Source organism: Fibrobacter sp., assembly GCA_024399065.1.
In the GTDB taxonomy this organism is placed as follows: domain Bacteria; phylum Fibrobacterota; class Fibrobacteria; order Fibrobacterales; family Fibrobacteraceae; genus Fibrobacter.
In genome coordinates this window covers 21,187-41,619 of record JAKSIB010000007.1, presented here as the reverse complement: position 1 = coordinate 41,619, position 20,433 = coordinate 21,187, and the positions used below count along the sequence as shown (strand labels likewise).

The 20,433-nt window shown below is 49.2% G+C and carries 18 protein-coding genes and 1 tRNA gene; 5 read left to right on the top strand and 14 right to left on the bottom strand.

The window, feature by feature from the left end; translation table 11 throughout:
* Positions 1-40: 40 nt before the first annotated feature.
* The 5 genes from MJZ25_04965 to serS all read right to left on the bottom strand — a co-directional run bounded on the left by MJZ25_04965 (position 41) and on the right by serS (position 5,702).
* Positions 41-1,285 (bottom strand): hypothetical protein, encoded by a 1,245-nt coding sequence (locus MJZ25_04965; protein ID MCQ2123519.1) that lies wholly within the window; start codon positions 1,283-1,285, stop codon positions 41-43.
* Between the two features lie 3 nt (positions 1,286-1,288).
* On the bottom strand, positions 1,289-1,516 hold the full coding sequence (locus MJZ25_04960) for a hypothetical protein (protein MCQ2123518.1): 228 nt from the start codon (positions 1,514-1,516) through the stop codon (positions 1,289-1,291).
* 12 nt (positions 1,517-1,528) lie between these two features.
* Positions 1,529-2,911, bottom strand: a complete 1,383-nt coding sequence (locus MJZ25_04955; protein MCQ2123517.1) for a hypothetical protein — start codon at positions 2,909-2,911, stop codon at positions 1,529-1,531.
* A gap of 97 nt (positions 2,912-3,008) precedes the next feature.
* Entirely contained in the window at positions 3,009-4,223 is a 1,215-nt protein-coding gene (locus MJZ25_04950) for a hypothetical protein (protein ID MCQ2123516.1), read from the bottom strand.
* Positions 4,224-4,415: 192 nt separating this feature from the next.
* Positions 4,416-5,702 carry a serine--tRNA ligase gene (gene serS, locus MJZ25_04945; GenBank protein MCQ2123515.1) on the bottom strand — a complete coding sequence of 429 codons (1,287 nt, stop codon included), beginning with the start codon at positions 5,700-5,702 and terminating at the stop codon, positions 4,416-4,418.
* A gap of 217 nt (positions 5,703-5,919) precedes the next feature.
* Here serS and MJZ25_04940 point away from each other — a divergent pair, with 217 nt between their 5' ends.
* On the top strand, positions 5,920-7,401 hold the full coding sequence (locus MJZ25_04940; protein ID MCQ2123514.1) for a carbohydrate binding domain-containing protein: 1,482 nt from the start codon (positions 5,920-5,922) through the stop codon (positions 7,399-7,401).
* A gap of 75 nt (positions 7,402-7,476) precedes the next feature.
* Here MJZ25_04940 and MJZ25_04935 read toward each other — a convergent pair whose 3' ends face one another.
* A complete protein-coding gene (locus tag MJZ25_04935; protein ID MCQ2123513.1) occupies positions 7,477-8,457 on the bottom strand; it encodes a GDSL-type esterase/lipase family protein in 981 nt (326 codons plus the stop codon).
* Positions 8,458-8,528: 71 nt separating this feature from the next.
* Between MJZ25_04935 and lptE the strand changes: the two genes are divergently transcribed.
* Entirely contained in the window at positions 8,529-9,044 is a 516-nt protein-coding gene (lptE, locus tag MJZ25_04930) for an LPS assembly lipoprotein LptE (GenBank protein MCQ2123512.1), read from the top strand.
* Between the two features lie 226 nt (positions 9,045-9,270).
* Here the strand turns inward: lptE and MJZ25_04925 are convergent, their stop codons facing one another.
* From MJZ25_04925 to MJZ25_04895, 7 genes are all read right to left on the bottom strand, one after another.
* A complete protein-coding gene (locus MJZ25_04925) occupies positions 9,271-9,756 on the bottom strand; it encodes an 8-oxo-dGTP diphosphatase (protein ID MCQ2123511.1) in 486 nt (161 codons plus the stop codon).
* The gene (locus tag MJZ25_04920; GenBank protein ID MCQ2123510.1) at positions 9,756-10,466 is read right to left on the bottom strand and encodes a queuosine precursor transporter; all 711 of its coding nucleotides are present in this window, start codon (positions 10,464-10,466) and stop codon (positions 9,756-9,758) included. The genes MJZ25_04925 and MJZ25_04920 overlap by 1 nt, the downstream gene beginning before the upstream one ends.
* A 19-nt stretch (positions 10,467-10,485) precedes the next feature.
* Positions 10,486-11,514 (bottom strand): GGDEF domain-containing protein, encoded by a 1,029-nt coding sequence (locus MJZ25_04915; GenBank protein MCQ2123509.1) that lies wholly within the window; start codon positions 11,512-11,514, stop codon positions 10,486-10,488.
* Between the two features lie 127 nt (positions 11,515-11,641).
* On the bottom strand, positions 11,642-12,022 hold the full coding sequence (locus MJZ25_04910; GenBank protein MCQ2123508.1) for a VOC family protein: 381 nt from the start codon (positions 12,020-12,022) through the stop codon (positions 11,642-11,644).
* Between the two features lie 10 nt (positions 12,023-12,032).
* Entirely contained in the window at positions 12,033-12,950 is a 918-nt protein-coding gene (locus tag MJZ25_04905) for a hypothetical protein (protein MCQ2123507.1), read from the bottom strand.
* Positions 12,940-14,319 (bottom strand): hypothetical protein, encoded by a 1,380-nt coding sequence (locus MJZ25_04900; GenBank protein ID MCQ2123506.1) that lies wholly within the window; start codon positions 14,317-14,319, stop codon positions 12,940-12,942. Before MJZ25_04900 ends, MJZ25_04905 begins: the two co-directional genes overlap by 11 nt.
* Positions 14,316-15,179 carry a hypothetical protein gene (locus tag MJZ25_04895; protein ID MCQ2123505.1) on the bottom strand — a complete coding sequence of 288 codons (864 nt, stop codon included), beginning with the start codon at positions 15,177-15,179 and terminating at the stop codon, positions 14,316-14,318. The genes MJZ25_04900 and MJZ25_04895 overlap by 4 nt, the downstream gene beginning before the upstream one ends.
* A 21-nt stretch (positions 15,180-15,200) precedes the next feature.
* Between MJZ25_04895 and MJZ25_04890 the strand changes: the two genes are divergently transcribed.
* Positions 15,201-15,533 (top strand): hypothetical protein, encoded by a 333-nt coding sequence (locus tag MJZ25_04890; GenBank protein ID MCQ2123504.1) that lies wholly within the window; start codon positions 15,201-15,203, stop codon positions 15,531-15,533.
* A 141-nt stretch (positions 15,534-15,674) separates the two neighbouring features.
* On the opposite strand, the gene metG is transcribed toward MJZ25_04890, so the two are convergent.
* Positions 15,675-17,768 carry a methionine--tRNA ligase gene (gene metG / locus MJZ25_04885; GenBank protein MCQ2123503.1) on the bottom strand — a complete coding sequence of 698 codons (2,094 nt, stop codon included), beginning with the start codon at positions 17,766-17,768 and terminating at the stop codon, positions 15,675-15,677.
* 168 nt (positions 17,769-17,936) lie between these two features.
* Here metG and MJZ25_04880 point away from each other — a divergent pair, with 168 nt between their 5' ends.
* Both MJZ25_04880 and MJZ25_04875 read left to right on the top strand, forming a co-directional pair.
* The gene (locus tag MJZ25_04880; protein MCQ2123502.1) at positions 17,937-20,312 is read left to right on the top strand and encodes a diguanylate cyclase; all 2,376 of its coding nucleotides are present in this window, start codon (positions 17,937-17,939) and stop codon (positions 20,310-20,312) included.
* 48 nt (positions 20,313-20,360) lie between these two features.
* Positions 20,361-20,433, top strand: a tRNA-Arg gene (locus MJZ25_04875).

The following is a 20,433-nucleotide window of genomic DNA, read 5'->3' as shown; positions in this document are numbered from 1 at the left end:
TCGATTTACGAGGTGTTTTTTATTGTGAATTTTAGTTCTACTAAACCGGCGGGAAGAATATGTAGGCGATGGCGATGGCGGCAATGACGCCAACGGCATCGGCGATGAGGGCGCAGGTGACTGCGTGACGGGTCTTCTTGACGCCTACGGAACCGAAGTACACGGCGATGATGTAGAAGGTGGTGTCGGCGGCGCCTTGGAACATGCAACTCAAACGGCCGGCGAAACTGTCGGGGCCAAGGGTCTTCATGGCGTCGATCATCATGCCGCGGGCACCACTACCGCTGAGCGGTTTCATGATGGCGGTGGGGAGGGCGGGTACAACGTCGTTTCCAATGCCGAATACGCCCAGCAGCCAGGAAATACCGTTCATCAAAAGATCCATAGCTCCACTGGCTCGGAATACGGCGACACCAACGAGAATGGCGACCAGGTTCGGGATGATCATCACTGCGGTATGGAATCCGTCCTTGGCTCCTTCTACAAATGCTTCGTAGGCTTGAACCTTGCGATAGCAGGCGAGGCCCAGGAATGCAACGATAACACCGAACAGGGCAAGACCACTAATCAAAAGACTGGTGGTGCCGATGGCTTCTGCAGTCAGGTGGCTGAAGTAAACCATGATGGAAATAACGCAAGCGGAAAGACCGCCCAACCAGGCGACGGTAATGGGATCCTTCAGCTTTACCTTCTGGAAAAAACTGAGGGCAACGATGCCTGCGATAGTGCTAAAGAATGTGGAAAGCAGTAAGGGGAGGAAAACGTCGCTGGGATTGGCTGCACCCATCTGGGCACGGTAAGTCATGATGCTTACGGGAATCAAGGTGAGACCGCTGGCATTCAGCACCAGGAACATGATCTGGGAATCGCTGGCCACGGACTTATCTTCGTTGGGGTTCAAGTCCTGGAGTTCCTTCATTGCCTTGAGTCCCATGGGCGTTGCAGCATTATCCAGGCCAAGCATGTTGGCGCTGATGTTCATGAGCATGGTTCCTACAACCGGATGGCCCTTGGGAATTTCCGGGAAGAGGCGGCTGAAGAGAGGCTGAACCAGTTTTGCAAGGATCTGCACGGCACCGGCCTTTTCGCCAATTTTCAAAATGCCCAGCCAAAGGCTCAGAATGCCGGTAAGGCCAAGGGCGATTTCAAAGGCTGTCTTGGACATGTCGAATGCACCAAGGATTGCCTTGTTGAAAATGCCGCTATCGCCAAATGCAAGCCATTGGACCATGCAGGCGATGAATGCGCCAAAGAAGAAAACTAGCCAGATAATGTTGAGAACCATGGTCTACTTTGCCGAGGAACTGGACTTTGCAGAAGAACTGGAGGATTTGGCGGTGCTGCTGCTGGATTTTTTGTTCTTTGTAGTTGCAGGTGCCTTGGATTTTTCGTTAGACACAACGCCGGTGGGGCCTTCTGTGTAAGTGGAATCTGCTGCTGCCAAGGAGTCGGCGCTGCAGGCAATGAAGGCAGAAAGTGCGATTGCGGAAATAGCTGCGAGAATGATCTTTTTCATGTTATGCCGACCTTAGAAATGGATGAAGCCACCGAAAGAGGCGAGGAACTGGCTGTTGCCGAAACCTTCAAGAGGATTGTTGAAGAAGGAATCGTTGATTGCAGCTTCGATTGCAAAATTCTTGTACTGGAAACGGGCTCCTGCGTTGACAACGACCTGGTTGGTTCTCATGCCGAAGGTATTGATGTCTGCTTCTGTTTCATACAAGTATTCGGTAGAGAAAACGTTCCAAGTGTAGTTTGCTCCACCAAAAATCATCCAGTTGTCGCTCAGGGACAATTCTGCGAGAATGTTCGGAGAAGTGAAGACGCCTACGCTGAGATGGTCCTTACGAACGTAATTGTTCTTGTTTTGAATGTCGTCGTAAATAGCGGCAGGAACAACGGTGTTCAAACCCAGGAAAACGCGAGCGTTGTTTGCCTTGAGAACTTGGTAGCCGATATTGAAGAACGGGTCGATTTCAAAACGGGAGTCGAGGGTTGCACGTTCTGTTACTTCGTCGCCGCTGACGACTGTTTCTGTACGGTTATGACGAAGGAAGGCAAGGCCTGCTGCCCAGGAGAACTTCTTTTCCTTGGCCGGGGCGTTGGTAACCGCAGCCTTCAAAGTGATGTCCCAGTAATCCTGTTCGTTTTCGGTATCGATGATGGGATTTTCTTCTGTAGTGGAAACTTCGTTGGAGGTGGTGTACCAGTCCAAGGAAATTGTAAGGTCGAGGTTTCCGAGGGGCATAGAGTATACTGCACCGATGTCGTCGCCGGCGGTTACTCGAGATTCGCTGTAGTCTGTGTCGGGAGCATCACTCAAAGTCCAGGTCTTGCCGATGGAGGCGTAAACTTCAATACCGAAGGCTGCGGTTGCGTAACCTGCGGTAATTGTTCCGAGACCAGATGTATTTTGGAAGTTGAGGAAGTAAGTGTTCTTGTCGCCGAAAGCGAGGGTGGCGTATTCCAGAGTCGGTTCCAAATACACAAGCTTGCGACCGAACATTTCGTGGGGCTTGACGATGTTTTCGTTCGGGAGGTTCGTGTTGCTGTATGCTCTTGCCACGTGATCGGCAATGGTGGATGCTGCAGCCTGGTTGCGGACGGTATTGTATGCGCGACCACGGAGAACATCAAAGTTTGCCTTGGAGGTGTCGGAGGTTGCGTCAGCCATAGTTTCAGAAGGTGGCTCAGTATTAGGAGAAGTTTCTTCTGCTGTTGCTACGGTTGCTGGCTCTTCTTTCAAAAGGGGTGTTTCCGCTGCAGGGGCCGGAGCCACTGTTGTGCTGTCTGCGGATTCTTCTGTAACTGCTGTTGCTTCAGCCGGTGCTGCTGCCACTTCAGATGATTCCTGTGCTGCGGCTGCAGAAAGAACGATGCTGGCGGCAACGGACATCAATTTAAGATTCATGTTCACTCCTTTATCAGATCATCTTAAAGTTAGTTATTCTTCGAATAAAAAAAGGTGGACTTTCGTCCACCTTCAATGCTTTTAGGAAAATTCCTTATTAGAAGGTAAGGAACAAACCGAGCTGACCAACAAGACCTGCCCAAGCAGAAGAGCCCAGAGCGTCGGCAACGGTAGCTTCCACAATGAGGTTCTTGTAGTTGAAGCGGACACCGGCATTTGCCATGGTGCGGCTGGTCTTCATGTAGTTGTCAGAAATGTCGGTGTTACCCTGTTCTGCACCACTATGACCGAATACGCACCAATCATAGGTTGCGCCAGCAGAGAGGATCCAGTTTTCGTTGAGTACGATTTCAGCGAGAACGTTGGGGCTAGTGTACAGTTCCATGGTGAAGCGGTCGTTCACGTCGTAGAAACGCAACGGAAGACGGGTGTTCAAACCAGCAAGGACCTGAGAATTTTCGTTAGAGAAAATCGGGAAGGCCACGTTGAAGTTGGGCTGAATCAAGAGATGATCGTCTTCGTGAGTAACTTCGGTGTTGTTGTTGCCAGCTTCAGTTTCAGTGGTGTTGACACGCTTCATGATGCCCAAACCGGCAGACCAGAAGATGTTCTTTGCCACAGGAGAGTTGGAAACGGTTACGCTAAGGCCGAGATCCCATCTGTCGTTGGTGATTTCCTGAGCTGCAGTTTCAGTGTCTTCTTCGTCAGCAAAGTTGACCCAGAAGAGGTTGGCTGCCAAGTCGAGTGCACCAAAGTTCATGCCGAATTTCAGAGCCATGATGTCGCCAGCGCCATAAGTGGAAGTGCTAGATTCGTTGTTGTTGGTTTCTTCGGAATGCCAGTTCTTGTCGATACCGAAATCAAGGCCAAAACCCATGGCACCGAGAGAAGCGCCGACAGTAAGGATACCGACGTCGGAATCTTGGACATTGCTATTGCTGAGGCCGCCAAAGAAGGTGATGCCACCCATGGTCAATGCCAAGACGCCCTGTTCGCCAGACGGTTCGATGTAGATAAGGTTGCTGCCAGCCATCTTGTAAAGAGAAGCCATGTTGCTACCGATAGTAGCTGCACCACCTTCGTTACCGACCAGGTTGTATGCATTGCCGTGGAGAACGTCAAGACCCTTGGCTTCTGCCTTGGGAGCTTCCTTCATTTCCGGAACAACCGGGGCAGGAGAGGAATCTTTCTTAGATTCGGCAACTTCTTCAGTGGTTTCTTCTTCTTCGTCTTCGTAATCGTCTTCGTCATCCTGAGCAACTGCTGCAGTGAAGGCCAATGCAGAAACGAGGGTGATAATCTTGAAGTTCATGATAACTCCTTTTAAAGATGTGGTTAGGATTTCCGCCCTTAAATATAGAAAGGAGTGATGAATTTCATAGTTTCTATTTTGGTAAAAAAAATTAAGTGAAAAAATTTGTTTGTAAAACAACAAGCACCTGGCTTATTTTGAGCCAGGTGCTTAGTTTGTAAATAAAATTAAAGAAACTTTAGTTTACTTTAATTAACGCTTGGGTTCGATCTTTTCGAGACCGCCCATGTACGGACGCAGAACTTCAGGAATCAAGAGAGAACCGTCCTTCTGCTGGTAGTTGTCGCAAATGCCAACCATCACGCGAGGAGTAGCAAGGCCAGAACCGTTCAAGGTGTGGATGAAGGTGTTCTTGCCGTTGATCTTGGTCTTGATGTTTGCACGACGTGCCTGGTAGTCTTCGAAGTTGGAGCAGGAAGAAACTTCAAGCCACTTCTTTTCCACCGGAGCGTAGACTTCCAAGTCGTAGCACTTTGCTGCACCAAAGCCGAGGTCGCCCTTGCAGAGTGCGAGGCGGTGGTAGGGGAGGCCGAGCTTTTCGAGAAGCATTTCGCCAAAGCGGGTCAGTTCTTCGTGATCTTCGTAGGAGTGTTCCGGATGTGCGAAATAAACCATTTCAACCTTGTTGAACTGGTGGAGGCGGAGAAGACCGCGGGTGTCCTTACCGTAGGAACCAGCTTCGCGACGGAAGCAAGCGGAGTAAGCACAGATGCGCTTCGGCAGTTCGGATTCCGGAATGACTTCGCCAGAGTAGAGGTTGGTTAGAGGAACTTCTGCAGTGGGGATGAGGAACAGGTCGTCATCCTTGTCGCAACGGTACATGTCTTCTTCGAACTTCGGGAGCTGACCGGTGCCGCGCATGGTGTTGCGGGTAACGAGGTACGGCGGAGTGAATTCTTCGAAGCCAGCCTTCTGGTGTTCGTCCAGGAAGAACTGGATGAGGGCGCGTTCCAGGCGAGAGCCGAGACCGCGGTAGACCGGAAAGCCGGAACCGGAGATCTTTGCGCCACGTTCAAAGTCAAAGATGCCAAGACGTTCGCCGAGGGTCTTGTGGTCGACGCGGGCGAAGTCATCGTTCTTGGTGTAGTAGTCGAAAGGAATCGGACCGTCTTTTTCCACCTTGTTGTCGCTGGAGTCCTTACCTTCGATGGAGCGAGGAGCGATGTTGGGGACGTGCATGAGCATTTCGGTCTGCTTGAATTCCAGATCCTTCAGCTTCTTGTCCATTTCGTCGATCTTGTTGCCCAGTTCGCGGGTGGCGGCCTGTGCGGCGTCTGCGTTTTCGCCCTTCTTCTTCAATTCACCGATGAGCTTGGACTGAGCGTTACGTTCGCTCTTGAGGCGTTCCACTTCGGTGAGGAGGGGGCGGCGTTCTTCGTCGATGGCGAGAACATCGCGCAGGCTCACGGTCGTATACTTCTTTTCGGTTTCAGCAATATAGTATTCCGGATTTTCGCGGATTTTCTTAATGTCAAGCATTTTATGCCTCTGATGAAATAAAATTTACGGGCTTAAATATAGGAAATAGAACAATGAAAAGTGACGGCGACACTGTTGTGTTTATGTAAAATCGGTGTGTTGTAAACCTTTACATCACAAAATCGGTTCGCCATGCAGTAAAATCTACCTCCTGGATATAAATTATTTTACACGTATTACATATGTAGGGACGGGATTCCCTTAGGAGTGTTGAACAATGAAAAAAACTTTACTGCTTTTAGCGGCAGCAACAATGTCGTTCGCCCAATGGGGTGGTGGCGGCGGAAAATCCATCAACGATTTTAAGAAGGTGTCTGTTTCGGGCAGAGATGTGCATGTGTATGCTCCCTCTGGCGTGGCCGATAACAGTCCGTTGCTTCTTTCCTTGCATGGCATGGATCAGGACCCTAATTATCAGCAGCAGAATACTCATTGGGAAACTGTGGCCGATACGGCTGGATTTGTTGTTGCTTACCTTAGGGGCGGTACGGGTTTTAGCACTTGGGATATCAGCGGTGATAAGGATACCAAGTGGGTTACTGAAATTATTGATCAGCTTGCCAAGGATTATAAAATCGATACCAAGCGAGTCTATCTTTCCGGCTTCTCCATGGGCGGTATGTTCTCTTACCACGCCATGAGCAAGATTGCCGATAGGATTGCCGCCTTTGCTCCCTGCTCTGGTTACTTGATGGGTGGCGCTGGCGTTGCCATGCGTCCGGTTCCTATTTTCCATGTCCATGGAACTGGCGACGATGTGGTGGGTTATAGCGGCCTTGAAAACAACTTGGGCAGCTATCGCAAACAGTTTAATTGTCCTTCCCAGGCTGAAGTCCAGAATAACTATCCTCACACCGGCGACAAGGCTACCCTTTATACTTGGGGTCCCTGCGATGGTGGTGTCTATGTGAAGCACCTGAAGTTGGAAGGCCGTGGTCACATGCCTTCCCAGAACGAAGTTTCCGACATCTGGAACTTTGTGAAGAACTATTCTTTGGACGGTGTTGCTGAACCGATTGTTGTTCCTTCCGACAGAGATACGGTTTTCAATGGAACTTTCTCTGATTCCTTGAAACTTGCCGGTTGGGCCTTGACGGTGCATAGTGGCGACGGTTCCTTGAAGCATACCAACGGTACTGCCGAAATCAATGTGGCAAAAACAGGCACCAATGCCTATGATGTTCAAATGATCCAGAAGGGTATGCACTACGAAAAGGGCCAAAGCTATAAGCTTAGCTTTGATGCATACGGTTCTGTTGCCAGAACTCTTGAAGTGAATCTGGAAAAGGATACCGATCCCTGGACCAGTTACCTTGGCGAAGCAAAGACCTTTGACTTGAGTACTGAAAAGAAGTCCTACGAAATACAATTCACCATGACCGAACCCACCGATGATAATGGCCGTATTTCCTTTAATGCTGGCCTGGCTACAGGTAGCGTCTTCATCGACAATGTGGTGCTGACCAAGATCGACAAGATCGAGGACAAGAAGGATCCCACCTTGAGCATTGCTGTGGGTGCCTTGATGCAGTCTACAGAAAGTACCTTCAGCGTTTACGATATGAAGGGTGCTTTTGTGACTAAGTTGAAGTGCTCGGGCTTGAATGCTGTTCAGGCTCAGCTGAATTCAATGAAGCTGAACAGGGGCTTGTACGTTGTCAAGAACGGCTCTGTCAACAGAATCTTCTCTGTTAAATAGATAGGATTTTTTGGGTGTTAAGAAACGAAGTCCATGGCGTGTTGCCATGGACTTTCTTTTTTGAAGATTTGGGATTTATTTAATCAAAACCTTGTGAGATGCATTTCCCGTTTTGATGATGTAGGTTCCGAAATGTTTGGCCTTGATTTGTGTAGCGCCAAAGGAATTTGTTCGATTGACGATATTCCCGTTAAGGTCAAGAACGGTAATCTCTCCAGAGTAGTTTTCTATAAAGATGTTTGTTCCCTGGGTTGAAATTTTTGCTGAGGCAATGTGTGCTTTTACCAAAGTTTCTGTTCCAGATGATGATTCAACAGAAGGTTCGCTGGAGGAACTGGATTCGATAGGAGTATCGCTGGAACTTGAACTTGTGATAGCTTCGGACTTGCCCTGAATTCCGTTGGCGATAATCTGGGCCAGTTCCTTGGCTCCTGTTTCATTAGGGTGGACCACATCGTCTAGCAACCATTCCAACTTGTTAAATTGAGAATGCAAGTCTATGATGGCAACACCTTTCTTGGTGGCCACTTCCTTGATCAATGGATTGATTTGGTTAACGATTGCCGTATCGACAATTCCCCATTCAACATTTTGTGCGTAGGGTTGTAAAGTGGCGATAATTCTTGGGGCTTGCGGCTGGTGCGCGAAAGTATCTATAAGGGCTTCGTAGTCCTTGTACATTTCATCCTTGTAGCTGGGATTGTACATGTAGTTGTAGCCGGAAGAACTTCCTTGACCATCGTAAAAATATTTACTGTCGTTTGTTCCCAGTTCAATGACCACAATATCTGGCGCGAATTCGTAGGCGGCATTGAATTTAGGCGAGTTCCAGTAGGATTGACTAGATGCCTTGTGGAACATCTGGCTAGAATGACCGAAGTTTTCCACTTTGTAGTCGCTGCCCAGCATATCTTGTAGGTGCTCTGGGTATTTTTTCTTGTCCCAGATGCCGTAGCCTTCGGTAATGCTGTTGCCGACGCAGGCTACCTTGGTGATGGCCTGAGCATTAATGGCGAGTGCGGCGATAGCGCCAGCGAAAACGAAAAACTTTCCCATACAAACCTTTTATTGTTATGTTCACAATATAAACATTAATCATCTAGTTTTAAATTTTCTAGTATTTAGGTATGCTGAAATCGTTGAGAACATCACAAGTTTTATGGACCGCCTTGTTGGCATTGGTTGTGTGCGCCTTGTCTGGCTGTTACAGCTTTACCGCCAGTACCTTGCCTAGCCATATTAGAACCGTCAATATCCATGAAGTCGATGACAAGACCATGGATCCGGTGCTTGCCAATGACATAAGGACTGGCGTTGTGGACATGTTCAAGAAGAATGCGGGTGGTGTCCGTATTGTGAACGGTGAAGCAAATTCCGATTTTGAAATTGTACTGCTGAGTTATTCCAATAAGCCGGAAAACTATAACAGTAACAGCGATGTGGAAACTTATCGCGTAACTATCCGTGTTAGCGTGAAGTTCTACGACAATGTGAAGGAACGTATTATTTACGAATCCAAGTCCTTGTCTGCTGAAGGCGTTTATGACGTGCAGGCCAACGAAACTGAAGACCGTCATGGCCAGGCCCGCGCCATCGAAAAACTCCAGGATCTCATCATCACCAACGCTTTAGCCAAATGGTAACTTTTAGTATCTCAAAATAAAAAAGCTTGCCAGTTTGGAGCCTGACAAGCCTTGGGGTTTTGCTTGGTTTCGATGAGGACCAAGCAGGAGGTTGGTTTGGAGTACTTATAAGATACGTTTTGCAAAAACGAAAAAGCGACTTTTTCTTGATGAAAAAGTCGTCTTTTTTTTATAAAAAATCAATTTAGGGGTGAAATGGAACTTTTAGGCCCACTTTTTTGAAAAGCTAGACAAAGTCCTGCCAATGGACCGGCTCTTCGTTCAGGAGAGCCTCGGTAAGAGTGCTGCCCTTGTAGGTGAGCTTCAGGCTAAAGAAGGGTTCGCCACGTTCCAGCAAGGCCAAGAAAATCAGGTCGCCGTCCCAGTGGGGGAGTTTTGCAACGTCGGCCTTCGGGACCCATTCAAGATTTCCTTCGTCACATTCCTTGATTTCGCCGGTCCATTCCGTGGCGGTGAACAGGTGCATGAACTCCGTCTGGTCCATGCCATCGCTAATGAAGGTGACGATGCCGCGGTACTTGGGCTTGATGAGGGTGAGTCCCGTTTCTTCCAGGGCTTCGCGCTTGATGCAATCCTCGGGAGATTCCCATTCCTCGAACTTGCCGCCGATACCGATCCACTTGTCCTTATTGATGTCATTCTTTTTCTTGACGCGGTGGAGGAGAAGGTACTTGTCGTCTTGTTCGATGTAGCAGAGGGTAGTGTTGATCATTAGCGAGCCTCGAACTTTTTACGCAGATGGTTGATCAAAGCGTAGGCGATGGGGGTGGCGCAAATGGCTTCAATGACAAGCTTGCCAGGGAACTGCACCACAATCATGGTGGTCAGGTCCTTGACGGGGACGGTTCCTGCAAAGGCAATCAGAACGAAAATGGAGGTGTCGACGATGTAACCAAAGACGGAGGAACCGATGGTGCGGACCCAGAGCAGCTTGCGGCCGGTTTTTTCGCGGATTTTCACCATGGTCCAGGAGTTGGTCAATTCACCCAGCAGGAATGCCACCAGGGAGGCTACGGTAATGCGGGGGACAAAGCTGAAAATGGTAGCGTAGGCGCTGGCGGTTTCCTCGGTAAAGTCCGGGTAGGGAAGGGTTGTTCCTACGAAAGTGAAAACCGCCATGAAAACTTGGCAGAAGAAGGTGAGCCAAATGATCTTGCGGGCGGTTTTGAAACCCCAGATTTCTGTGAGCACATCGCCCAGCATGTAGGCCAGGGGGAATGTGATGGTACCTGCATCAAAGATGGTGATACCGCAGACTGACAATAATTTTACCGCCATCACGTTGGACGTGAGGTAGCAGGCCACCATAAGGCCGGCGATTACGACGAGGGGAGAGAAAGGGTCGCGCTTTTCACCGATATCGAATTCGTTATCGGCAGATTTTGCTGCGGTTTTGTCAAGGTTGTCCGTAACTTGTGTCATGGACGCAAAGATAGAATTTTTAGAACGCCACGTTGTTCTTGCCGCTGTTCTTTACCTTGTAAAGCATCTTGTCGGCGTTGATAATCCAGGCGTCGATATCCTGGCCAGGAACGTATGTTGCAACGCCAGCGGAAATGGTGAAATGGACTTTTTCGTTCTGGGCGGAGACGGTTGCTTCGCCGACCTGCTTGACCAAATCTTCCAAAATGCGGGGAGAAACGATGTCGGCCTTTCCGCAGATAAGGAATTCTTCGCCACCCCAACGGCTTATGGTACAGTTGGCGCAAAGCTTTTTCATGATGGAACTGAGACGCCCAAGGACCCGGTCTCCGGTGGCGTGGCCATACTTGTCGTTGATCTGCTTGAAGTCATCCACATCTATCATGGCGACCCAGAGCTGGCTGGATTCCTTGCTTTCTTCCACGATTTTTTCAAGGCAAGTCATCATGTGGTAACGGTTTGCCAGTCCGGTAAGTGCGTCGTAGTCCGCTTGTCTCTTGAGCTTCTCTTCGTTTCCCAGGATAATCTTGATAGTTAGTTGAGAGAAGGTTATCAAGAAGAAGCATACGCTGGCCAGGTTCAGACCAAGGAAAAGCATGGCCGGAGCCTGCTCGGTCGGATAAACCGGTCCATACTTAATGGAATACAGAGAAGAAAGAACGCAGCAAAGAGTGATGAAAATTGCCCAGAAGTTTGGCTTGGGGTCTTTTCCGCCAAACTTAGTGGTCAAGTACTTGATGTAGTAAATCAGCGGGATGGTGGACATGGAGTACAGGAAGAACCCGTAGTCGAATCCGAGGTACACCGTGCAAATGGACATGTACAAGGTCAGCATGGTGTAGGTGGACCATGTGACCGGAATGAACTTGAACCTTCGGATAAAAAAGTAGTGTACGAGGTAGACGATTGCAACAAAAATGGAGTAGTAGACCAGGAACATTGCCCCGATGGCATAATAAATACCCATCATCACAACGACAAGGGCCGCGATGATTGTATTCTCGATGTAGGCGAGTCTCCGGATATCTTTTATGTTGTTGACAGACATAAAGTTCTCCATTTCATACTCGTAATGTAGTATTTACTTTGTTAAAAAGAATTTTGATTTGGAAAAAATGGGAAAAATTGAATTGTTTTGCGGGTGTTTTATATTGTAAGTTGTAATAAAAGTGCTTTTATTCGTGTATTTCCAGCGGTAATCCGTCGGGATCGCTGAAAAAGGTCATCTTCTTGCCGGTATAATCGTCAACGCGGACAGGTTCCGTTGCGATTCCTAAGGCGTTCAGCTCTGCGACAGTTGCATCCACAGATTCTACGCGGAACGCTAGGTGACGAAGGCCGTTTGCCTCGGGGTAGCTGGGGCGGGGCGGCCTTCCTGGAATGATGAACAGCTCCAGCTCCATGCCGTCCAGCTGCAAGTCGATCTTGTAATCCCCACGTTCTGCGCGGTAATTCTCGCGGATGATTTTAAATCCCAGAAGGTCCACGTAAAAATGCTTGGTTTTTTCGTAATTGCTGCTGATGATGGCGATGTGATGGACTTGTGTAAGGTTCATGATAAAAATCTTATAGGTTCTTTACGCAGCGGACGTAGGCGCGTGCTTTTTTAGGCAAGGTGAAACCACGATGGCGTATCAAGTCGTTTGATTCCGTGGTGAGCTGAACGACGTGCATTTGGGTTTCGTCGTCGGTTCCGTAACCTGTATCAATATTTTTGGAAAGCCAGAAGTAGGTTTCTTCACCAAGTCCGAAAAATTCTCCTTTTTCGTCGGCGTAGCCTCCAGGAAGAGCGTTGAAGCCAAGATTATCGTCTCCATTCCACATTGTTGCTGATTTCAGGTTGGCTCCAAAACCAGAATCTCCTATACGTGTATTCATCATTTTTAAAGGCCCCCATTCCCAGGTTTCCATGATGTGAAATCCATGCGGACAAATTCCTTGGGCTTTGCTGGCATTGACCAACGGATCACAATAGACGGAGTCGCAGGAGTCAGGGAGTGCCATGGCTTCGGTCCAGGTGTAGAGTCTGCCGAATTTTACACAGTTCTCCTCATCGTTGCCGTAACAAACGCCTAGGGTATCCACGCAGTCTTTTACATAATGGCCACAAGGCGTGTTCTCGTTTTCGATCATGATGAGACTGCGTGTGAATTTAGTTGTATCCGTAGTCATACCGGAGTTGAAATTGGGGACATTGGTTATGTTGTAGAATCTATATCCGTCGGAAATGAAATCTAGTATGTAACGCGGCTCTGAAGGCTGGGGAATTGCCAACGAAGAACTCATCGACATATCCAATGGCGAACTGGAGCTTGCCAAAGAGGAACTTGATTTTACGCTGGAGGAACTTTCTTCAATGTCATACTTTGCGTCGCCACGGATGGGACGTGGGGAGACCCCTTCATCTAGGCATGCTGATAAAAGGAAGGCGCTCACAAAAAGAAAGACGCAAATGCAGAAATGCGGCAAAAGTTTATGGAGCATTCTTGCCCTCCGCGTTTCCTTCAACAGCAGGTTCACCGGAACAGGGATATTGCTTGAACCATTCTCGGGCGAGTTCCGTGGAATGAGTCTCGCCGCAAATGTCGCCATTGACCTTTGGCACCTGAGGGTTGAAAATCTTAAGGGCGGTGTAGAAACCTAGGGCGGTTACGGCACTGACGATGAGTCCCCCTGTTGCACTTCCTGTTAAAAGTCCACCAGGTAGGAACATTAGGGCGCCTTCCAGCAAGGAGGTTCCCAGGAAGCCCCTCATTTTCGCTTCGTCGCAGTAATCAATGTCTGCAAGAGGAAGCTTTACGACAGAAGAATCCTCTTTTTGCCTCAGGAGAACTTCATCTGTGGTTTTGTCGTAGCAGATTCCGTTGGACGGTACTGCCTTTACAGTGTCATCTACAGCTTCCTTAATCTTGTAAAGGAATGCGGTGACCTTGGTGGAATCCTTGATTCTGAACCACCTGTAGTCAATGTTCTTGATGCCGAGACTGCTGTCGGATACGCTCTCTATGTGATTTTTGCCTGCGTCCGACTGAATGCCTGGTTTAGGCGGCACTGCAAATTTCGTATTCTCTTGTTTTTCTTTGTTCTCATTTGCCATCTTGCGCATATGATCGTTGCCGCCAACGCCAATGGCACTTGAGAATCCCCAGACACTGATGGTGGCTGCAAAGCGGTTCCTGTTTTCATCGACGTCACGGCCATAGCGGAATTCAAATGACATTTTGGAATTTTCAAATTTTCGAGAAAAATAGATGCCGCCGCCAATCTCCGTATAGAACTTGGGTCGAGGCCTCGGAAAGTCGATGCAGAAAAATTCGCAAGAAGCATCATCGACATAGTAGGTTTCGCGACCGTTTCTTGCCACGTGTTCTGTAATGCCAATCTTCCAATTGTCGTTTAAAGGAATCTGCTGGATGGCCATAGCCCCGCCGGAATAGTGGAACAGTGAGGAGGATCCGCCTTCCGTTTCGCTATCGGGATAAAAATTGTATATGGGGAAGAAGTTGCTCCAGGAAGTCAAGCCGAAGTACGGTGATACAAAGCCTGATTGCAGAAATGGCGTCAAGCTCTGAAGTCCCCATCCAAAGGTGAAGTAGCCTCCGCTAATGTAGTTTGCGAAAGTTCCGTCGCCCCACCATTCCGAATGGGAAATGTGGTATTCTTCAGATTTATGAGAGTCGTGCCATCCGTTGTCCAGATTGCCTGCGTAGTACGTGAAGCCAACGCTTCTAACGGCATCATCCCTTTTGTAGCTGTCCATGTAGGCTGCTGCCGGAGGCGGACGCATAATGGAACTGCATCCCGAGAGCAGAATTGCAACAACCAAAAATGCAATAACGTGGAGTTTTCTCATATATAAAAGCTCCATGTTAATGCCCAGAAGTAGAAGGGCCTGTCTTCTAGCTGGATTCCGGATTCAATGGATACGGTGTAGCCGCCATGTCCCTTGCTGTTGGTTTCCTTGAGGAACGGAAGGTTTGTATAGCCGGTGAAATCAAATCCGTAGTAAATCGCCCAGTCCTGGGTGTGGAATCCTTTTTGCTCCTTGGGGTTGATCTTTTCTCCTGTGCGGTAGTCCGTTCCGGTGTAGATTTCGTAATTAGATCTGACGAAGTGCATCTGGCGCAAACCGCCGTGCATACCGAAACCCATGCCGTGGTTGTTCATGAACAGCATGGCGCCGCCACCGACGTTCAATGCGCCAGTGAGCATAAAATCGGTACTAAGTTTTAAAGAAGTGATTGCATCATAGGGCTTGCCGAAGTACTTGCCCAGTGATAATTCGTATGAGGCTGCGACGTAGAAGGGGCCGACCCACTGGACAAAGGTGGGCGTTAAGCCCGCTTCTAGCAAAATTGAGTAGTGGGCGTTCAAAAAGATGCCGCCGCCGAAGGTGTTGCCCTTGTAATTGTAGCCGCCTTCGGTGTTTTCTGTCTTGGGCCAGGTTAAGGTGAAGAGGCTTACATCCAGGCGGAACAACATTCCGCTGATTTTGTCATCAGTGTAATGATTGGATTCGGTCTTTCCAGAAACGTTGCAGGAATCACATCCGCCGCTGCCTGTGGAAAAGTCGATGATTCTGGATGTCCCCGGTGCAATCTGTTTTGCCACCAGTGCATGGGTGGAAAAGTTCTGAGGCATGATGAGGTCATCTGACCAGCAGAATGCTGCTAGAATCATCAGCAAAACACTTGATTGTTTAATGAACCTCATGCCTATAAAATAATTTTTTTTATGGGGTATAGCCCTTATTGCCTGCAGGAAAGGACTTTTTTTAGAAAATGGCGTTTTTCGTGTTTTTTTGGATTTTTTTATATTTTAATCTGTAGTAAACTTTGGGGGCTGCTGCATTTCTTGATGGGAGGTCTTCCATTTGCTTTGATAAAAGGGGCGCAGCATGGATTATGTACTCCTAGACAGTACTATATTGCTTACGCATTGATGTTCATCCAGTTAATTTTAAATATTTATGATGTTCTCAATATCAGTAGAGGAAAGTATTCCAATGGAACAGGAAGTTTTCTTTGTGGGCTTCTTGAAGCAATCGCAAATGCTGTGCCAGCCTAAATTGGACTTTGGCGTGATTTTATTTTGGGAATAAAAAAAGCTCTCGTCTTTCGAAAAGTCGAGGGCTTTTTTTATCTAGATGTTACGAACGGTCTTTTATAAAGGAGATCCCGGCCTTCGCCGGGATGACATTATAAGGGGTTAATGAACTCCGTTGCCTTCCGGAACGTCGCAGGTCACGGCCTTGCCGCCGATTTCCAGAGCGACGGCTGCTGCGCCTTCGCCTGCAGTGCAGAACACTTCGCCGTTCTTTACGGAGAGAGCGATCTTGTCGAAATCCTTCAGCTTCAGCTCGCGCGGTTCAGAAGGTTCGATACCCTTGAACAGAGCGCGGTCACCGGGCTTTGCACCTTCCGGTACTGCCACCAGGCGGCACTTGTGGGATTCGGCTTCCAGGTCGCCTGCGAAGAGCATGCCTGCGCTCATGATACCGCGAAGGGGTGCGGGCTTCAGGTTTGCGAACAAAAGAATCATGCGATCCTGAAGTTCGGAAGCTTCGTAGCTAGCTTTCAGGCCGGAGCAAACAGTGCGCAGTTCGCCTTCGCCAGCGTCCACCTTGAGGACGTAGAGGGAAGTTGCATCCGGGTGGTCTGCCACTTCAACAATCTTTGCGGCGCGGAGGTCCATAGCGGCAGGGACGTCAGCTGCGGTCAGGGGCTTGTTCTGCTTGGGCTTGGCCTGCTGTTGCTGCTGCTGAGGCTTCACTTCTTCGTCGATGCGGGGGAACAGGGGCTTACCTTCGCCGAAAGCTTCGCCACCCTTCATGAGACCCCAGACGAGATCTTCTGCACTTTCGAACTTGGTGCCCAGCATCTTGAGTCCTTCTTCAGCCTTGGTGGGGATCACCGGCCACAGCATGCAAAGGCTGAGGCGTACGGCTTCTGCGGCCACATAAAGAACGGTAGCCAGTTCATTCTTGAGAGCCGGGTCCTTGGCCAGCTTCCAGGGAGCCTTGATTTCGAAGTAGCGGTTGATGCTACGGACCAGGCTCATGATGTTTTCGATGGACTGGGAGAGGCGAGCCTGGGGCAGGTCCTGCTTAATGTCTTCGATGACCTTCTTGGCGAGGTTCATCACGTCGTTGGCGGCGTCATCCATGACCACGGCTGCGGGGAGCTTGCCTTCGAAGTTGGTGAGAACCAGCTTATGAACGCGGTTCAGAACGTTACCCAGGTCGTTTGCCAAGTCAGCGTTAATGCGACGGACAAAGGAATCGTGGGTGAAGTTTGCGTCCTGGCCAACCACCATTTCGCGAGCGAGGTAGTAGCGGAAGGCGTCGTCGCCGTACTTTTCCATGTAGTCCATGGGCTTGACCACGTTACCGGCAGACTTACTCATCTTTTCGCCGCCGTTAACGAGCCACCAGCCGTGAGCCAGAATGTGCTTGGGCAGAGGAATGTCCAGGGCCATGAGCATGGTGGGCCAGTACACGCTATGAGTGGTGAGGATGTCCTTACCGATCAGGTGGTAGGTAGCGGGCCAAATGGGAGTGCCATCGGCAAAAGTCTTGTGGAAGGCGGTGGAGGCGCTCACGTAGTTGAGCAAGGCGTCGAACCACACGTAAGTCACGTAGTCGCCGTCGAAAGGCAGGGGAATGCCCCAGCTGAGGCGTGCCTTCGGGCGGCTGATGCAAAGGTCGTTAAGCGGCTGGCGCAGGAAGCCCAGGATTTCGTTACGACGGTAGTCGGGAACAATCCAGTCCGGGTTGTTGTTCAAGTGGTCGATGAGCTGCTGCTGGTACTTGCTCATCTTGAAGAAGTAGTTCTTTTCCTTCAGCCATTCCACCGGGCGGTGGCTAATGGGGTCGCACTTGTTTTCGTCCAGTTCGTCTTCGCCAAAGAAACGTTCTTCGCCAACGGAATACCAGCCTTCGTATTCCTTGGAGTAGATTTCGCCCTTGTCCCAAAGCTTCTGGAGGCATTCCTGAACGTAAGCCTTGTGTTCGGGATAGGTGGTGCGGATAAAGAAGTCGTTGCAGATGCCCATCTTCTTCCACAAGTCTTCGAAGTGATGGTAGTATTCGTCCACATGCTGCTGCGGATCCACACCGCGCTTGGCGGCTGCGCGCTGCACCTTCTGGCCGTGTTCGTCGGTACCGGTCAAAAAGTAGGTCTGGTAGCCAAGAATCTTGTGGAAGCGGGTAAGAATGTCTGCAAGAACGGTGGTGTAGGAATGACCGATATGCGGCGCATCATTCACATAGTAAATCGGGGTAGTAACGTAAAAGTTCTTCATATGATGGCAAATCTAGAAAAGTCTTATTCCAAGATGAACTATAAAATTTGAAAAAAACAGAATTTTGGAGAATTTCAATATATATTAGTTGTAAGAATTTTGTAGTGAAAGGCGGACGGCTCCTGTTGGGGAGGACAGCACTCTGTTTTTCTCCAACGAGGTAAATGAATGAAAAAAAGAGTATTCGCTTTTAGCGATCCGTCAAGTTTTAAAAAAGAACTGTCTGAGTTCAAGAAATGGTATGACACCAACGGTGTCGGCGCTCTTTTTTTTCATATCCACACTGCCATTATTGACCAGGAACTGCTGAAGTCCGTGTGGACTTCCATTGAGCAGGAATTCCCGGGAGTACCCTGGGTCGGAAACTCCACTGCGGGAAATATCCAGGATTGTGAACTGTCCCCGGAAATTTCCGTGACGGCCACCATTTTCGAAAAGTCCTCTTCCAAGTTCAAGATTTACCAGTACGACCTGAAAACAACGTCGGTGGAACGCATTACCCAAAGCATCGTGGCTGATGCCGAAAGTAATCCCTGGGTGAAGGCCATCGAAATGCATTACACCATCAATGACTTTTCGACGACTTTGTTCTGCGATGGCATGGATGGCCTCCGTCCGGATATCCAGATGTTTGGTGGCATCGTATGTTCCCCCGATATTACAAGTTCCAATTCCTGCGTGTTTTCTTCGGTTGGTGGATTTAACCACAATGGCCTTATCATCATGTTCTACGGTGGTGAGGAATTTTTCGTGGAGTCCACGAAGATTAGCGGTTGGAAACCTATCGGCAGAAATTTCCACGTGACCAAGGCCTCTGGCAATATTTTGTACGAACTGGGCGGTGTTCCCGCTTACGATATTTACCACAAGTACCTGAACATCAATAACGACGAGAATTTCTTTTACAACGCCCTGGATTTCCCCATGCTTTATGAGCATAACGGAACCCAGATTGTACGAGCCCCTGCAGCCAGTAATCCCGATGGATCTCTGACGATGTCCTCCGACATAGAGGTTGAATCCATCGTACGACTTTCCTATGGCGAGCCTCAGACCATTGTGGAATCCATCCGCCAGGAAGGTGAACGAATCAAGGCTTTCAAACCCGATGTCTTGCATATTTTCTCCTGTGCCGCCCGTAAGGCTTTCTGGTCGGCCTACGAACCGACTTACGAACTTTTGCCGTTGAAGGGTGTTTCTGAAAGTACCGGCTTTTTCTCTCATGGTGAATTTATTCGTGAAAAGAGTCATCTGAACCAGCACAATATCACCTTGGTCATTGCCGCCATGCGTGAAGGAGAGGGGCGTGTCGAAGAAAATGTTCATGATACTCAGAGCAAGAGGCAATCCAAGCTCCCTCTGGCTGCACGAATGGCCACCTTCATTCGCGAAACCTCTTTTGAACTTGAAGAAATCAACAGCAAGCTTGAAGTCTATAACAAGCAGCTACAGAACCTCGCTACTACAGATACCCTTACCGGCTTGGAAAACCGCTTGGCCTTCGATGAATACCTGAGACGCATTAGCCGCCTGGAAGATGGTAATTCCGACTGGGTCATGGTGATGATCGATGTGAACGGCCTGAAGTACACCAACGATACCTTTGGCCATTTGGCTGGCGACGCCCTGATCGTGGCTGCAGGTAATGCTATTTCTGCAGCCTTCGGCGAAGTGGGCAAGTGCTTCCGTATTGGCGGTGACGAATTTGTGGTTTTGGCAAAATCCAACCGCGACCAGGTTTACAAGCTCCGCTGCGGTTTGGACAGAGCCGTGGAAGAATACAATAAGAACGCCTTGTACAGGCTCTCCATGGCCGTGGGTGAAAGTTTTCTCAAGAACGATACCGGCCTTCGCAAGTCCATTAGCGACTGGAAACTTGAGGCTGACTTGAACATGTATCGCGACAAGGTTTCTTCCCACAGAAGCCGCGAAACCAGCGATAACAAGAACCTGAGGGAACTTGTCTCCTGCCTGATTTCCATTGAGGAAGCCAAGGATGCCTACACGGCTCACCATTCCGACCGTGTGCAGGAACTTTCTGAAATGCTTGCTAAATACCTAGGTTTGTCTGAAGCTACCCAGCAGTTGATTTCTGATGCGGCCATCCTTCATGATATTGGCAAGGTGGGCGTTAGCGATGCAATTCTCGGCAAGCCCTCCAAGCTGACTGATGAGGAATTTGCCGTGATCAAGCAGCATCCGGTGATAGGCGCCCGTATCTTGATGCAGTCCAACTACACCCAGGAAATGGTGCAGATTGTGCTTCATCATCATGAACGCTACGATGGCCGCGGCTATCCGGAAGGTGTTGCCGGCGACGAAATCCCCCTGGGCGCCCGCGTGATTGCCATTGCGGACTCCATTGACGCCATGACTAGCCGTCGTTGTTACCGTGACGCCATGTCCCTTGATTTCTGCCGAAATGAAATCGAAAAGAACATCGGCCTCATGTACGACCCGGCAATTGCAAAGGTTGCCCTGGACCACTGGGGTGAAATCGCCGACAAGCTTTTGGCTATGATGAGCGGTCATTCTAGACGGTAAGCTTGTTTTTTACTATATTTTCGCCCGCTTTGGCGTTGCCAAGTAGCTGCTTGGTTAGTTTAACAGGATAAAACGACTCCCTCCTAAGGAGTAGCTCCGCGTTCGAGTCGCGGACCGAGTA

Bases quoted from the DNA above. Each gene is read 5' to 3' on its own strand.
- MJZ25_04920 (MCQ2123510.1), bottom strand. From the start codon at position 10,466: ATGACACAAGTTACGGACAACCTTGACAAAACCGCAGCAAAATCTGCC.
- MJZ25_04895 (MCQ2123505.1), bottom strand. From the start codon at position 15,179: ATGAGGTTCATTAAACAATCAAGTGTTTTGCTGATGATTCTAGCAGCA.
- MJZ25_04950 (MCQ2123516.1), bottom strand. From the start codon at position 4,223: ATGAACTTCAAGATTATCACCCTCGTTTCTGCATTGGCCTTCACTGCA.
- MJZ25_04915 (MCQ2123509.1), bottom strand. From the start codon at position 11,514: ATGTCTGTCAACAACATAAAAGATATCCGGAGACTCGCCTACATCGAG.
- metG (MCQ2123503.1), bottom strand. From the start codon at position 17,768: ATGAAGAACTTTTACGTTACTACCCCGATTTACTATGTGAATGATGCG.
- MJZ25_04965 (MCQ2123519.1), bottom strand. From the start codon at position 1,285: ATGGTTCTCAACATTATCTGGCTAGTTTTCTTCTTTGGCGCATTCATC.
- MJZ25_04910 (MCQ2123508.1), bottom strand. From the start codon at position 12,022: ATGAACCTTACACAAGTCCATCACATCGCCATCATCAGCAGCAATTAC.
- MJZ25_04955 (MCQ2123517.1), bottom strand. From the start codon at position 2,911: ATGAATCTTAAATTGATGTCCGTTGCCGCCAGCATCGTTCTTTCTGCA.
- MJZ25_04900 (MCQ2123506.1), bottom strand. From the start codon at position 14,319: ATGAGAAAACTCCACGTTATTGCATTTTTGGTTGTTGCAATTCTGCTC.
- lptE (MCQ2123512.1), top strand. From the start codon at position 8,529: ATGCTGAAATCGTTGAGAACATCACAAGTTTTATGGACCGCCTTGTTG.
- MJZ25_04925 (MCQ2123511.1), bottom strand. From the start codon at position 9,756: ATGATCAACACTACCCTCTGCTACATCGAACAAGACGACAAGTACCTT.
- MJZ25_04960 (MCQ2123518.1), bottom strand. From the start codon at position 1,516: ATGAAAAAGATCATTCTCGCAGCTATTTCCGCAATCGCACTTTCTGCC.
- serS (MCQ2123515.1), bottom strand. From the start codon at position 5,702: ATGCTTGACATTAAGAAAATCCGCGAAAATCCGGAATACTATATTGCT.
- MJZ25_04940 (MCQ2123514.1), top strand. From the start codon at position 5,920: ATGAAAAAAACTTTACTGCTTTTAGCGGCAGCAACAATGTCGTTCGCC.
- MJZ25_04905 (MCQ2123507.1), bottom strand. From the start codon at position 12,950: ATGCTCCATAAACTTTTGCCGCATTTCTGCATTTGCGTCTTTCTTTTT.
- MJZ25_04935 (MCQ2123513.1), bottom strand. From the start codon at position 8,457: ATGGGAAAGTTTTTCGTTTTCGCTGGCGCTATCGCCGCACTCGCCATT.
- MJZ25_04890 (MCQ2123504.1), top strand. From the start codon at position 15,201: ATGGGGTATAGCCCTTATTGCCTGCAGGAAAGGACTTTTTTTAGAAAA.
- MJZ25_04880 (MCQ2123502.1), top strand. From the start codon at position 17,937: ATGAAAAAAAGAGTATTCGCTTTTAGCGATCCGTCAAGTTTTAAAAAA.